The organism is Paraburkholderia sp. J67 (assembly GCF_905220265.1).
In the GTDB taxonomy this organism is placed as follows: Bacteria; Pseudomonadota; Gammaproteobacteria; order Burkholderiales; family Burkholderiaceae; genus Paraburkholderia.
In genome coordinates, this window is record NZ_CAJMZK010000001.1 from 690762 (window position 1) to 705901 (window position 15140).

10 protein-coding genes are annotated in these 15140 nt (G+C 62.9%); 5 read left to right on the forward strand and 5 right to left on the reverse strand.

Features of this window, described 5'->3' with window-relative positions; translation table 11 throughout:
• Nucleotides 1–243: 243 nt before the first annotated feature.
• The 5 genes from U5782_RS02975 to U5782_RS02995 form a co-directional block, all read right to left on the reverse strand.
• Nucleotides 244–2124, reverse strand: coding sequence for an ABC transporter ATP-binding protein (locus U5782_RS02975; protein ID WP_321887271.1), 1881 nt, complete (start codon nt 2122–2124; stop codon nt 244–246).
• Nucleotides 2121–3029, reverse strand: coding sequence for an ABC transporter permease (locus tag U5782_RS02980; protein WP_321887270.1), 909 nt, complete (start codon nt 3027–3029; stop codon nt 2121–2123). Before U5782_RS02980 ends, U5782_RS02975 begins: the two co-directional genes overlap by 4 nt.
• The gene (locus U5782_RS02985) at nt 3026–3979 is read right to left on the reverse strand and encodes an ABC transporter permease (RefSeq protein ID WP_321853928.1); all 954 of its coding nucleotides are present in this window, start codon (nt 3977–3979) and stop codon (nt 3026–3028) included. Before U5782_RS02985 ends, U5782_RS02980 begins: the two co-directional genes overlap by 4 nt.
• Before the next feature lie 63 nt (nt 3980–4042).
• On the reverse strand, nt 4043–5632 hold the full coding sequence (locus tag U5782_RS02990; RefSeq protein ID WP_321887268.1) for an ABC transporter substrate-binding protein: 1590 nt from the start codon (nt 5630–5632) through the stop codon (nt 4043–4045).
• A 109-nt stretch (nt 5633–5741) separates the two neighbouring features.
• The gene (locus U5782_RS02995; protein ID WP_321887267.1) at nt 5742–6644 is read right to left on the reverse strand and encodes a GNAT family N-acetyltransferase; all 903 of its coding nucleotides are present in this window, start codon (nt 6642–6644) and stop codon (nt 5742–5744) included.
• A 397-nt stretch (nt 6645–7041) separates the two neighbouring features.
• Here U5782_RS02995 and U5782_RS03000 point away from each other — a divergent pair, with 397 nt between their 5' ends.
• The 5 genes from U5782_RS03000 to U5782_RS03020 all read left to right on the forward strand — a co-directional run bounded on the left by U5782_RS03000 (nt 7042) and on the right by U5782_RS03020 (nt 15135).
• Nucleotides 7042–7983, forward strand: a complete 942-nt coding sequence (locus U5782_RS03000; protein WP_321887266.1) for a LysR family transcriptional regulator — start codon at nt 7042–7044, stop codon at nt 7981–7983.
• Nucleotides 7984–8104: 121 nt separating this feature from the next.
• Entirely contained in the window at nt 8105–9235 is a 1131-nt protein-coding gene (locus tag U5782_RS03005) for a DSD1 family PLP-dependent enzyme (RefSeq protein WP_321887343.1), read from the forward strand.
• 77 nt (nt 9236–9312) lie between these two features.
• Entirely contained in the window at nt 9313–10284 is a 972-nt protein-coding gene (locus tag U5782_RS03010) for an ornithine cyclodeaminase family protein (protein WP_321887265.1), read from the forward strand.
• A gap of 175 nt (nt 10285–10459) precedes the next feature.
• Nucleotides 10460–11941, forward strand: a complete 1482-nt coding sequence (locus U5782_RS03015) for an NAD-dependent succinate-semialdehyde dehydrogenase (protein WP_321887264.1) — start codon at nt 10460–10462, stop codon at nt 11939–11941.
• A gap of 200 nt (nt 11942–12141) precedes the next feature.
• Nucleotides 12142–15135, forward strand: coding sequence for an FAD-binding and (Fe-S)-binding domain-containing protein (locus tag U5782_RS03020; RefSeq protein WP_321887263.1), 2994 nt, complete (start codon nt 12142–12144; stop codon nt 15133–15135).
• The last annotated feature ends 5 nt before the right edge of the window (nt 15136–15140 follow it).

Below are 15140 nucleotides of genomic sequence, written 5' to 3' on the forward strand. Positions count from 1 at the left end.
CCCTTGGTATCGGACGGCATGAAATTCGTTGGACTGATTATCGAGTAGCCCCTGCGCGCTTTGTTGAATGGTCAATAAAGCCAGCGTTAAGGCAAAGTTAATGATGAGCGCGCTTGCGAACGAGTTGCGGCGCGGCGTTCGTCGCACGCCGGCGAAACGGAACGGCCCGCGCTAAGCGGGCCGCGTGACACGAAACGTCGACGTGGCGAGGTAGCACAAAGGCCGCCCCGCAGGTGCGCGTCATCAGGCTCCCAGCATGGGAGCGGGTTCGGATTGCAGCATCGTTAGATCCGCCTCCGTGCGATGACACAGCACCTGCGCACCATTGCCGAAAGTGCGCAGTGACGGCGCCGTGCGGTTGCAGACGCCATCCATCCGTGACGTGCAGCGCGCGAGGAACGTACAGAGGTCGGGGTCTGCCGCCACCTCGCCAATGGGCGCAAGCGGACGATGGCAGCGCTCGCCAGCTTCGTCGAGCCAGCCTTCGCGCGGCTCCGGCGCCGATGACACCAGCAGGTGCGAATACGGATGCAAAGGCGGCGCCGAAAGCGCATGCCGATCGCCCGACTCAACGCGATGCCCGGAGTACAACACGACGATGTCGTCGCTGATCGCGCGTACCTTCGCGATGTCGTGCGTGATGAACAGATACGACACACCGAGCTTCTTCTGCAGATCGCGCAGCAGATCGAGAATGGCCGCACCGACCACGGTATCGAGCGCCGACGTGACCTCGTCGCACAGAATCAGGTCGGGTTCAGCGGCCAGCGCACGTGCGAGATTCACGCGCTGCTTCTGGCCGCCAGACAGTTCGGTCGTACTGCGCTGTGCGACCGATGGCGGCAACTTCACCAGTTCCAGCAGTTCCGCCACACGACGCTTCGCCCTGGCACCCTTCAACCCATGATAGAACGCGAGTGGTCGCGCGAGCGTGCGCTCGACCGTATGCACCGGATTCAGTGCGGTATCCGCGTTCTGGAACACGATCTGGATACGCCGGAACTGGTCGCGCGTGCGGCCTTGCAGGCCGCGCGGCAACGGTTCGCCGTCAAGCAGCACACTACCGCCGCATGACGGCACCAGCCCCGCGATCACCTTCGCAAGCGTCGACTTGCCCGAGCCTGACTCGCCGATCACGCCCACCGTTTCGCCACGGCGGATCGTCAGATCGATGTCGTTGAGGATCATCTTTTCCGGCCAGCCCTTCGCGTCGCGGCGCCCGTAGCCCGCCGCCACGCGACGGATTTCGAGCAGCGGTGCATCGGCTTCATCGGCCTTGTCTGCCGCGTCGGTGTCGTGCTGGACTGGCAACACGTCGGCGGGTGTGACGGCCGCAACGAGACTCTGCGTATAGGGATGTGTAGGCGCCTGCAGGATCTGCGCCGTCGTGCCGATCTCGCGTACGACGCCGTCGCTGAGGACCGCGATGCGATCCGCCATCTGGCCGACCACTGCAAGGTCATGCGACACATAGACAGCAGTCATCCCGCGCTCTCGTATCACCGAACGGAATGCTCGCAGCACGTCGACCTGGGTCGTCACGTCGAGCGCCGTGGTCGGCTCGTCGAGAATCACCAGTTCGGGATCGGTGATGAGCGCCATCGCGGCCATCAAGCGCTGCAACTGGCCGCCCGAGACCTGATGCGGATAACGCTGGCCGATCAATTCCGGTTGCGGTAGCGCCAGCGCGCGAAACAGCTCGACGGCTTTTGCCTGTGCGGCGGCCTTCGTCATCGTGCGGTGGATCAACGCGCTTTCGATCACCTGATCGAGAATCGTGCGCGCCGGGTTGAACGCCGCTGCCGCGCTCTGTGCGATATACGCCACGCGGCGACCGCGCAGCGCCGCGAGTTCGCCCGCGCCGAGCGCAAACACATCGGTGTCGCCCACGCGCACCGTGCCGCCCGCGATGCGGCAGCCGCCGCGCGCATGGCCCATCAGCGAGAGTGCGATCGTGGTCTTGCCAGAACCGGATTCGCCGATTAGTGCCAGCACTTCGCCGCGTGCGATGTCGAGATCGACGCCGTGTACGATCGTCGTATCCGCTTCGCCGGGACGGCTGCCGACGACGCGCAGACCGCGCACCTCGACATGCACGCCCGAAAGAGGCTTTGTCGTCATCATGCGCGACCTCCTGTTTTCTTTGTCGTGCGGCCACCGCGGCGCGGCAGGCCGTCGACCAGCAGATTGACGCCGATCGTCAGCATGGCGATCGCAAGCGCCGGAAAGATCACGACTGGCGTGCCCTCGCCGAGCCCCGTCATGTTCTCGCGCACAAGCGAGCCGAGATCCGCATACGGCGGCTGTACGCCGAGACCGAGGAAGCTCAGGCTGCTCAGCAGCAGGACGATGAACGTGAAGCGCAGGCCCGTGTCGGTCAGCATCGGATGAATCATGTTCGGCAGCATTTCCTTGCATGCGATGTACAGCACGCCCTCGCCGCGCGAGCGCGCTACCTGCACGTACTCCGAGGTGCCGATGTTGACCGCCAGGGAGCGCGCGATACGGTACGAGCCCGGCATGTAGCTGACGGCAGCCGTGAGCACCAGCAGCGTCAGGGACGAGCCGAGCGCGGCCACGAACATCAGCGCGAACATCTTCGAAGGAATCGACGTGAAGGCGTCGAGCAGGCGGCTCAGCGGTTCGTCGACGGCACGCCCCGAGACTGCGGCGATAAGTCCGAGCAGCGTGCCGACAATCGCCGAAAGCAGCGCGGCCGCGAGCGCGAGCAACACGGTCAGACGCGTGCCGTCAATGATCCGGCTCAGCATGTCGCGGCCGAGATAGTCGGTGCCCAGTGGCGTCTTCACGCTCATCGGGCCGTACAGATCCTGCGACACGATCGAGCCGACTTGATGCGGCTCCAGCCACGGCGCGAACAGCGCGACAAAGAGTGCAATCGCGACCAGCAGCGCACCCACCCAGCCGCCGATCGAAAGCCGTACGCCCGCGAGGCGGCGCAACCCGGACGACGGCGCACGCACGACGGCGACGCCGGCCTGATCGGAGCGAATTCGTGAAAACATCATGTCCGCAGCCTCGGATTGGAAAGGATCGCGCAAAGGTCCGCGAGCAGGACCAGCAGCAGATAACCGGTGCAGAACAGCAGCGTGCACGCCTGCACCAGCGCTAGATCGCGGTTGCTCACCGCGTCGACCATCAGGCTCGCGAGCCCGGGATAGTTGAAGATCGTCTCGACGACGATCACGCCGCCCAGCAAATAGGACAGGCTCAGCGCGATCGCGTTGGCAATCGGACCGATCGCATTGGGCAGCGCATGGCGCAGGATCACGCGGGCTGGCCGCGCGCCCTTCAGCACGGCCATCTCGACATACGAAGCGCTCAGTTGCTCCAGTACCGCCGCACGCGTCATGCGCGCCATTTGCGCGATAACCACGGCGCACAGCGTCATCACCGGCATCGCGTAAGCGCGCAGCAGATCGTGCAGACTGTCGATCTCGCCGCCATACGAGAGCGCGGAGAGCCAGTGCAGCTTGACCGCGAGCACGAGCACCGCCACCGTCGCGATCAGGAATTCCGGCGTCGCGATCAGCGATAGCGTGCCGAGACTGATCAAACGGTCAATCCACGAATCGCGCTTGACCGCCGCGACGATGCCCCCCGTCACCGCCACCGGTACCGACACCAGCGCGGTGATCCAGGTCAGTTGCCAGGACTTCGGCAGACGGGATTCAATCAATTGCGCGACCGGCATGCTGCTCGACGACGACATGCCAAAATCACCGTGCGCGAGCGCATTGAGCCAGTGCGCGTAGCGCAGCCACGCGGGCTGATCGAGCCCGAACTGATGCCGCAACGCAGCCACGGTTTCCGGCGTCGCGGACTGGCCGAGCGCCGCCTGCGCGGCGTCGCCGGGCAACAGGTTCGTGATCACGAAAATGATCGCCGACACCAGCAGCAGGGTCAAAAGCGCCGCCCCGATCCGCTGGACAATCAATATCGCCATGCCGCGATTCATTTGCCACCTCCGTCTATCGAACGAACAGCAACGCGCATTCGCGCGCCGCCGTCCTGCACTGCATCAGGCGTTCCACCACACGTACTCGGCAAACGCGCCGCCCATCATCGCGCCCGTCGGAATCGAACCGAGCCCCTGCAAGCGCGTGTCATACGCATCGAGAAAGCTCAGGAAAGCGGGAATTCCTATCCCGCACTGCTCCGAAACGATCACCTGCATGTCGCCGTAAATCTGCTTGCGCTTCGCCTCGTTCGTCTCCGAGCGCGCAGCGAGCAGCAACTGGTCGAACTTCGGGCTGTTCCAGCCCGACTCGTTCCACGGCGCGTTGGATTTGAAAAACTGACTGAACAGCACATCGGCGCTCGAACGCGGATTCGTGTTGCCGAAGCCGAGCGGATGCTTCATCCAGTGATTCGACCAGTAGCCGTCGGACGGCACGCGATTCACGCTCAGGTTCACACCGATCTTCGTGCCAGCCTGCTGCAGCAACTCGGCCATTTCGATCGAACCGTTCGCGTCGGTGGTCGCGTACATCGGCGGCAGCGCGATGCCAAGCGCGCCAGCCTTCTGGAAGTGAAACTTCGCCTTGTCCAGATCGTAGGGTCGCTGCGGCAAAGCGGCATTGAAATAGCGATGACCCGGCTGGATCGGCTGATCGTTACCGATCACCGCATAACCTTGGAAAACCGTGCTGCGAATCTGCTCACGATCGAACAGATACTTCATGCCCTGCACGAAATCCGGATTACCGGTCAGCGGGTTGTCGCGACGCATGATCAGGTCGGTGTACAGACCCGACTTGGTTTCTTTCATCGCATAGCCCTGCGTCGAAGCGATCCGGCGCGTCTGGCGCGGATTCACCGAGTTGATCAGATGCACATCGCCCGCGAGCAGCGCATTGACGCGCGCGGCGTCGTCGCTGATGCCGATCAGCTCGATGCGGTCAAGATACGGACCCGCTCCAGTCTTCCAGTAGCTGTCGTTGCGCACGCCGACCGTTGACACGCCCGGCTGGAACGACTTCAGCCGATACGGACCGGTGCCGACCGCCGTCGTAAAGTTCGTCGTACCCACCTTCACGATCACCAGTTGCGGCGTCGCGAGAATCACCGGCAGATCGGCGTTCGCGGAGTCAAGCGTCAACGTAACTTCATCGGGGCCGGTCTGCTTCGCCTCGGCAAACTGCTCGGCGAGAACCTTGATCTTCGACGCAGTATTCGGATCCTTGTGACGCATCAGCGAGTACACGATATCGGCGGGCGTCAGCGACTTGCCGTCGTGGAACGTCACGCCGGGGCGCAGCTTGATCACCCAGACGCGACCGTCGTGCGATTCGACGCTGCGCGCGAGATTCATCTGCGGACTCAGCGTGGCGTCGAGACTCGTCAGGCTGCTGTAGAACGTGAAGCAGCGGATATAGTCGGAGCCGGTGGAGGCCTTCGCTGGATCGAGCGTATCGGCCGTCGACGACGTGTCATACGCCACGCGGATCGACCCACCTTTTTTTGGCGCTGGCGCCGCGAAAGCACGCGCTGCAGTCCCGATCCAACCGCCACCGGCCATCGCTGCGCCGCCCGCCGTCAAGATGCGCAGCATGTCGCGGCGATTAATGCCGCCCTTCCCTTGATCCTGTTCCGTGTTCTGCTCGATCATGCCTTGTATTCCTCGTTAATTCGCTGGGATCGGAACGCCGCTCGACACGCAATAGCGCTCCGCACGACGACGCCCGATCAGCATGCAGATCGCGTCGCCGTTGTACGGTTCAGAACATTGCCTGGGTAATCAGCCCGTACCAGCGCAGGTCGGGGTCCGGTGCAACGCGATGCGCGTCGGCCGGCGCATTGCGCACCATCTTGACTACGGAGTCGACGCACGGCAGACCTTGCTGGGCGAGCCAGTCATCGACGCTCGAACCGTCAGGCACATCGACACGGATATATTCGTTTTCGCGACCAGCCAGCCAGTGGCCGATCAGCGCCTTCGCATGCAGGTCGTCAGCCGACGCTGTGGCGACGACCGGGCCAATCACGTATCCGCGCCCAAAGCGGCGGAACACCGAGAAACCGACGATCGCGCCATCGCTCTCCAGCACCACGCCCGCACCGACCTGAAACAGCGCCGCGAGCATGGCATGGCGTTCGAGCCCCGTAGCGCGCGTAGCCAGATCGGACAGCACCTCCACGTCGTCCGCTTGCGCATCGCGCAGATGCAAGCCGTCCGGCAACGCGACCGGCAACGTTTCCGTCACGCGTCCCTGATGCTGGTTCAGCAGACCGCAAACGCTGAAGCCGAGCTTTTCATAGAGCGGTTGGCCGGCCGGCGTCGCGTGCAGGAACGTCACTCGATCTCCGGCTTCGGCGAGCAGCATCTGCATGAGCGAGCGCCCAATTCCGCGCCCCTGATACGCATCCGACACAATCACGAGACCCAGCGACGCGCGCTGCGGACCATGTTTCCAGCACAGCGCCGTGCCGATCACAGTGCCGTTCAGTTCCGCGACGAAACCGGTGCCGGCATCCAGTCCGAACTGCCAGTCTTCCGGGCGATGCGGCCACGAAACCGCAAGCGACATCGCGTGCGCGGTCGGGATGTCGGCCGACGTCATCGCCCGATAGCTCGGGGACGTTTTCGAAACGTCTGCACCGGTTTCTTCAGTCAATTTCATATTCATACGTACACCTTATTGATTGTCGTCGCGATGCGATCCTGTCGCAGGCACTGAAGTGGTTGGAATCGCATGGTGCAGAATCACCGTCGAACCAATTATCTGCGACCAAAATAAAGATCAATTAACCGCCGCCTAATATTGCATTAAGAAAAATTTAATGACTGGCGGCACCTGTCTGGCCCGATCATCGTGCTTTTGCGGTTGCGCCGGATACACATCGATCAGCTGAAACCCGCGCTGGGCCTGTGTCTGAGGTCGATGTAAAGATGCAAACGCACAGTGCCTCGGCGATCGCGGCGGCGCTGCACACTGCGGCATGGCCAGGCACACACGATACGAGGCCGGAATTTTGGCGTGTTTAATATCCAGTGAATTGATGATTTAGGGCCATTTAATGATCGAACTCGACGACATGCGACTGTTCCGCGCGCTCGGTGCATCGCGCTCGCTTGCCGCCGCCGCGCGCCTGCTGAACCTCACGCCGCCCGCCGTTTCCGTGCGCCTGCAACGCATGGAGGAACGGCTCGGCTTGCGGCTCGCCGTGCGCGAGGCGCGCGGCGTCACGCTGACTGACGAGGGCTTGAAGCTGCTCGAGGAGTCCATCGAATTGCTGGAACGGATCGAGTCGATCGCGTCGCGCGTGGCCGAGCAGTCTGGAAGCGTTAGCGGTCAGTTGCGCGTCGTCGCGCCGTTCGGCTTCGGCCGCACGCACATCGCGCCGCTCGTGCGCGACCTGTATGTGGAACATCCGAAACTGGCAATCTCGCTGATCCTGGCGGAAAGCCCGCTGTCGGCCGCATCGGGCGCTGATGTCGTGCTCTCTATCGGGGCCGCCAAATCGTCCTCATGGGTCGGGCACTTTCTCGCGCCGAACGAGCGCTTCCTGTGCGCGAGTCCCGCCTACGCGAAGCGGATTGAGCGACTCGATCATCCGGCCGACCTGTCGCACTATGAATGCCTGACGCTGCGCGAGAATGATGAAGACGTCACGCGACTGCGTTTCATGCCCGCTGGCGAGACGCACAAGCCCGGTGCCAAAGGCATCACTGTGCGGCTCTCCGGCACACTGTCGTCGAACGACGGGACGGTCATCAGCGACTGGGCGGCCCAAGGCCTTGGCATCATCGAGCGCTCGGAGTGGGATGCCGCGCGCCTGATCGCGTCCGGCAAACTGGTGCGGGTACTGCCAGCATGGAGGCTCGAGCCGGCACCGATCATGGCGCTGCTGCCTTCGCGTCATGGTGTGACGAACCGCCAACGCCTGTTCCTCGATGCGGCCAAGCGGGCGCTCGATCCTCCACCATGGAGGCGACCGGCAGGCGTTAATCCAGTTTAACGATCGGTTTATCGTCCGTTAAACACAAGCTGAAAACCGACTCCTATAGTGGGAACTCCATCCAGGCGGCACAGCCATGTTGTTGAGCACTGTGCGCCGGTATCTCGCAAGGAGTCGAATTTTGAATTTGCAGTCGCTGAACACGCCGGCCGCTTTGATCGACGTCGCGCGCATGAATCACAATATCGCGCGCATGCAACAGCGCCTTGATGCGCTCGGCGTCGCGTTCCGGCCGCACGTCAAAACCACCAAATGCGAACCCGTTGTGCGAGCCCAGCTCAAAGCCGGCGCGCGCGGCATTACCGTTTCCACGCTCAAAGAAGCCGAGCAGTTCTTCTCGGCGGGAATCAAAGATATTGTCTACGCCGTGGGTATCGCACCCGGCAAACTGCCGCAGGCGCTCGCATTGCGACGTGCCGGCTGCGATCTGAAACTGGTTACGGACAGCCTTGCCAGCGTCAACGCAATCGTCGCCTTTGGACGCGAGCACGACGAAGCGTTTGAGGTCTGGATCGAGATCGACGTCGATGGCCACCGCTCCGGCATCCCGCCGGAAGACGCAACACTGTTACCAGTGGCCACCGCCCTGGTGAACGGCGGCATGCGTCTGGGCGGTGTGATCGCGCACGCGGGTTCGAGCTACGAATACGACACGCCGGAAGCACTCGCGCGTATTGCCGAGCAGGAACGCGCGGGCACGGTACGCGCCGCGCAACGTCTGCGCGAGGCGGGATTGCCGTGCCATGTCGTCAGCATTGGGTCCACGCCCACGGCGCTTGCCGCTGAGCATCTCGACGGCGTGACCGAGGTCCGCGCAGGTGTCTACATCTTCTTCGATCTAGTCATGCACAACGTCGGCGTCAATCAGACGTCCGAAATTGCGCTCAGCGTGCTGACCACCGTGATTGGTCATCAGCCGGAGAAAGGCTGGGTGATCGTCGACGCGGGCTGGATGGCAATGAGCCGGGATCGTGGCACGCAAAAACAGAAGCGTGATTTCGGCTACGGACTCGTTTGCAACGAGCTTGGAGAAGTCCTGGAAGGCTATCTGATGTCTGGCGCCAATCAGGAACACGGTGTGATTTCACACACGGGTTCGCCCGATCACGATATCGAAAAACGTTTCCCGATTGGGACGCGGTTGCGCATTCTGCCCAATCACGCTTGCGCAACCGGTGCGCAATACCCCGACTATGTCGCGGTCAACCCGAACGGGGAAATGCAAACCTGGCCACGTTTTCATGGGTGGTAACAAACAATAGCCACCGCGGTGGCTCTATCCCGCCAGATCATTCCGATATTCGCCATCTGTTCGCTCATTGATAAATTATGGACGCCTACGCGCAACTCCTTCTGCTCGACAAGGAATCCGTCGAATTCGCCTTGCAAACCGAGGACGTACTTGGTGCAGTCCGTGAAGCTTTCGTACTCCACAGTCGACGCGCTGGTCGCGTGTTCCCGGTTGTTCGGGAGAAGCTGCATACCGGTGGCGTCTTTGGAATCAAGGCAGGCGACGTCGCGGACCAGAATCTGCTGGGTTTCAAGGCCGCCGGATTCTGGCCATCTAACCGTCAAGCGGGAAGCGAACCGCATCAGGCCACGATTCTCCTGATCAACCCGGCAACGGGTCGGCCACAAGTCGTCCTCGACGGGAACGCCATAACGACAGCACGGACTGGCGCTGCAGGTGCGTTGGGCCTCAAAGCCTTTGCCCGTCCTGACAGTGAGCGGCTTTGCCTCTTTGGGACGGGAGTCCAGGCCCACATCCAGCTGACCTATGCACTTAGCACCCTGCCGGATCTGCACGATGTTCATTACGTAAGCTATTCCGGCGAAGCAGAACCTGACTTCGAAGCGCAGTTCCGTGATCGATGCACGATTCGTGTGGCGAAGGACCGTAACGACGCAGTCGCCCGGAGCGACGTCATCATCACCGCGACGCCAGGTGGGCAGCCGCTATTCGATTCGGCAGCCATCAAGCCCGGTACGCACCTCACCTGCGTCGGTGCAGATACCGCCGGAAAGCGCGAACTGCCGCCCAACGTCCTCGAACACGCGCGCGTATTTGTCGACGACATGCAGCAAGCGCAAACCATCGGCGAGTGCCAATGGGTTAATGGCATCAAATGCACGGAAATCGGCGATGTCCTGGAGGGCAAGATACCGTTTGAGCGCAACCGCGATGATGTCACCGTTTTCGACATGACCGGACTCGCTCTACAGGACCTCACGGTTGCGCGTCTCGTCTACCAAAGCGCCATCTCGAGCGGAAAAGGTCGAACGGTCGCGTGGCCCTGGTAATGAATCGCCTTATTGCGCGACAGTGAAAACGGCACACATTGCGTTACTAACGTAATACGTTGACCTGTTCCAGAACGGAGTGAAGCTTAAGGCGGCAATGTTTTTTGGCTCGCTGGCAATCGTGCCCAGGCGACAACAAAACTCGCCGCCAGCGATTTCTACTTAGGATAGCAAAATGTCTTTCGATATCAGCAAGGACTCCCTCCTGCCTGGCCGAAACTATGTCGACGGCGCGTGGGTGGAAGCCGTCGACGGCACCACCTTCCCGGTCAGCGATCCGGCCACCGACGCCGTGTTCACCGAGGTGCCCAACAGCGGCGCGCAAGACGCGAAGCGCGCCGTGGATGCGGCACACCGGGCGTTTGCGTCCTGGCGCAAGGTGCCCGCAAAGCAGCGCGCCGCCATCATCAAACGCTGGAACGATCTGATTCTGGCGCACACCGAAGACCTCGGCAAACTGATTTCGCGCGAACAGGGCAAGCCGCTCGCCGAAGGCAAGGGCGAAGTGATCTACGCCGCCAGCTACGTCGAATGGTTCGCTGAAGAAGCGACGCGCACGAACGGCGACATCATTCCGGCGCCGGTCCCGGGCCGCCGCATGTACGCCCTGCGCGAGCCGGTGGGCGTGATCGCCGCCGTTACGCCGTGGAATTTTCCGGCTGCGATGATCGCGCGCAAGATCGCTCCGGCACTCGCCGCCGGTTGCACGGTCGTGTGCAAGCCCGCCGAAGACACGCCGCTCACTTCGCTCGCGCTGGTCAAGCTCGCCGAAGAAGCCGGTGTGCCCGCCGGTGTGCTGAACATCGTCACCGCCTCGCGCGAAAACACGCCCGCCGTAGTCGACGTCTGGCTCGACGACGCGCGCGTGCGCAAGATCACGTTCACCGGATCGACGCCCGTGGGCAAGCATCTCGCGCGCCGCAGCGCCGACACGCTCAAGAAGCTTTCGCTGGAACTGGGCGGCAACGCACCGTTCATCGTGTTCGACGACGCCGATCTCGACGCGGCCGTCGAAGGCCTTATGATCTCGAAGTTCCGCAACGGCGGCCAAACCTGCGTGTGCCCGAACCGCGTCTATGTGCAGGCCGGCGTGCATGATGCATTCGTCGAGAAACTGGCCGCGCGCGTGGGCGCGCTGGTTGTCGGTCCGGCCACCAGCGCCGGTTCGCAGATCGGCCCGATGATCAATGCGCGCGCGGTCGACAAGATCGAGCGTCACGTGTGCAATGCCGTCGAAAACGGCGCGAAAGTGGTCGTGGGCGGTACGCGCGTGCAGTCGGAGCAATGCGCCTCGGCGAACTATTTCGCGCCGACCGTGCTGATCGACGCGACGCCGTCAATGGACTGCTCTTGCGAAGAAACCTTCGGCCCGGTCGTGCCGATCACGCGCTTCGAAACCGAAGCCGATGTGATCGCGCAGGCGAATGCGACGCCTTTTGGTCTCGCCGCCTACTTCTACTCGACGGACGTGCGCCGCATCTGGCGTCTCGCTGATGCACTGGAAAGCGGCATCGTCGGTGTCAACGAAGGCGCACTCGCCGCCGAAGCCGCACCCTTCGGCGGTGTGAAGGATTCCGGTTACGGCCGTGAAGGATCGACGCATGGCCTCGAGGAATACATGCACATCAAGTACGTCTGCCAGGGGCAGCTCGATTGATTGATTAACTCTGGTAATCGCGCGAGCGCAGTGTCGGTGTTGTTGCCTCAGCTACGGAGGTCAATGCACATAGTGTCCTGGGAAGCAGCACTTTCAACGATCCGGCAATGAACGGCTTTTCGATTTTGATCCCCAGTACTGCAGCGGATCCCGCCGAGACAGCCCTCGATGCATCCGCGCCATATATCGCAGAAAGTTCGATGACCAAAAACACCCATGCCCGCGCTGCGGATCTTAACCAGATACTGATGCTGCGTCAGCAACTCGAAACGCAGACGACAGCAGAGATCCGCTTCGATCCGGCCACGCGCGCGATGTATGCGTCGGAGGCGTCGAACTACCGCCAGCCGCCAATCGGCGTCGTGATTCCGCGCACGATCGACGATTTCGGAACCACCATCGAACTCTGCGCGAAACTCGGCGTGGCGATCCTGCCGCGTGGCGCGGGCACGTCGATGTGCGGTCAGGCGGTTAACGCCGCCATCTGTATCGATCATTCGAAATATCTTCATGCGATCGAGCAGATCGATGCTGGCGCGGGTCACGCTATCGTGCAACCGGGCGTGGTGTGCGATCAACTGAAAAAAGCCGCAGCGGCGCACGGCCTGACTTTTGGCCCCGATCCCGCTACTCATAGCCGCTGCACGCTCGGCGGCATGATCGGCAATAACTCGTGCGGCGCGCATTCGGTGATGGCGGGCAAGACGGTCGAGAACATCGAGCGTCTCGAAGTGCTGACGGCAACCGGCGCGCGCTTCTGGGTCGGCCCGACCGATGACACGGCTTACGCGGAACATCTCGCAGCAGGCGGCGAACGCACGCGCATCGTCAAGGGTCTGCGCGAAATAGCCGAGCGCTATGCCGACGATATTCGCGCGGGCTTCCCGAAACTCAAGCGCCGCGTGTCGGGCTACAACCTCGATCAACTGCTGCCGGAAAACGGTTTCAATATCGCGCGTGCGCTGGTCGGCAGCGAAGGCACGCTCGCCACGACGCTGCGCGCGCAGGTCACGCTGGTCGAAGGTCGGCCCGAGCGCGTGCTGGTCGTACTCGGCTTCGAAACGATTTTCGACGCGGCCGATAGCGTGCCGCATCTGCTGCCGCTTGGCGCGATTGCAATGGAAGGGCTTGACCAGGGCATCGTCGGCGGCCTCAAGGCTTTGGGGCTCAAACTCGACGATATCGCCGAACTGCCGCTGGGCGACGCGTGGCTGCTGGTCGAATTCGGCGCGAGCACGCGCGAAGCCGCCATCGCGCAGGCGCGTGCAATGGCCGATGCCGCGCAAAACTTTCCGCAACGCCCGAGCGTGCGTTTCGTCGAAGACGCGGCCTTGATGAACCGGCTGTGGACGATACGTGAAACCGGCGCGTCGGCGACCTCGCTGTCGCGCGATCCTGCCGCACCGGACCCGGTAGTCGGTTGGGAAGACGCTGCCGTCGAACCCGCGCTGCTGGGCGCCTATCTGCGCGAATTCACCGCGCTCGTCGAGCACTACGGCTACAAGACCAATCTGTACGGCCACTTCGGCGATGGCTGCATTCACTCGCGCATTACCTTCGATCTGCGTTCGGCCAGCGGCGTGCACGACTGGCGCGCGTTTCTCGACGAAGCCGCGCGTCTCGTGGTCAAGTACCAGGGCTCGCTCTCAGGCGAGCACGGCGATGGCCAGGCCAAGGGCGAATTCCTGCATCTGATGTACACGCCGCGCCTCATGCAGGCGTTCCGCGAATTCAAGGCATTGTGGGACCCACAAGGGCTGATGAACCCCGGCAAGCTGATCGACGCCATGCCGGTGGACGAGAATCTGCGCATGGGGCCGCAGTATCGCCAGGGCAACGTGAAAGGCATGTTCACGTATCCGATGGCAGCGCAAAACACCAGCGATGCCCCACCCGCCGATGCGCTCGAAGAACGCGGCTACGGACGCGAAACCGAACGCTGTATCGGCATGGGCAAATGCCGCTCGATGGATGGCGGCACGATGTGCCCGAGCTTTAAGGCCACGCGCGAGGAGCGCAATTCCACGCGCGGTCGCGCCCGCCTCTTCTTCGAAATGCTCAACGGCGAGGTGATCGACGAAACGTCCAACGCCGAAGCCGTCAAGGAATCGATGGATCTGTGTCTGTCGTGCAAGGGCTGCAAGAACGATTGCCCCACGCACGTGGATATCCCGAAGTACCGCGCCGAATTTCTGCACCGCTACTACAAGACGCGGCGCCGCCCGCTGATGGAAGCGGCGGTGGGTCGGATCGGCGCATGGCTGCCGGTCGCTACGCGCGTGAGCGGGCTCTTTAACGGTGCGATGCGCCAACCGTTCGTCAAGAAGGCTTCGCAGCGCTTCGGTCTCGCGCCAGGCGCTGCGTTCCCGCCCGTCGCGCGGCAAGCCTTTCGCGACACGGCGGCGGCGAAAAAGCTGATTGCGCCGTGGCCCGCGCGCTTCGGTGCGAACGACATCGTGGTCTGGACCGACACGTTCAACAACGGCTTCTCGCCCGCCGTGCTTGACGCCGCTTTGCGCGTGGTCGAAGCCGCGGGCGGCACGCCGCGCCTCACGCCGCGTCATGTCTGCTGCGGGCGTCCGCTCTATGACGTCGGCCTGCTCGACGAGGCGAAGAAAAACCTGCTCGACATCGTCGAGATGATGCGTGCGCCGATTGCCGCTGGCGTGCCCGTGCTGATTCTCGAACCTAGTTGTCTTTCCGTGTTCCGCGACGAAATGCTGGCCTTGATTGGCCACGATGCCGAAGCCGGTCAACTCGCGCGCAAGCTGTCCGCTGCGTGCATCACCGTGGCGGAATATGCCCAGAAACGTGGGCTGAAACTGCCCGAGGCCTTGCCCGAAGACGGCTCAAGCGCAGCGCCTGTGCATGTGCACACGCACTGCCATCAGCGTGCGTGCGGCGGCGCAGGCGCGGAGAAAAACCTCGGCGCGAGAGTGCTCGATACCGGCTGCTGCGGCATGGCTGGCGCATTCGGCTATCACCACAAGACCGCCGAAGTCGCGAAAGCCGTCGGCGAAAAAGAGCTCGTGCCGAAGCTTGCGGCGCTCCCCCACGACGCCATCGTGGTCGCCGACGGCTTCAGTTGCCGCTCGCAGATCGGCAAGCTCACTGGCCGCACGGCGCAGCATCTCGCGCAGGCGATTGCCAATGCGAACCCACCCGTGCGCACCGGCCCGGACGATCCTGCATAGCCCGC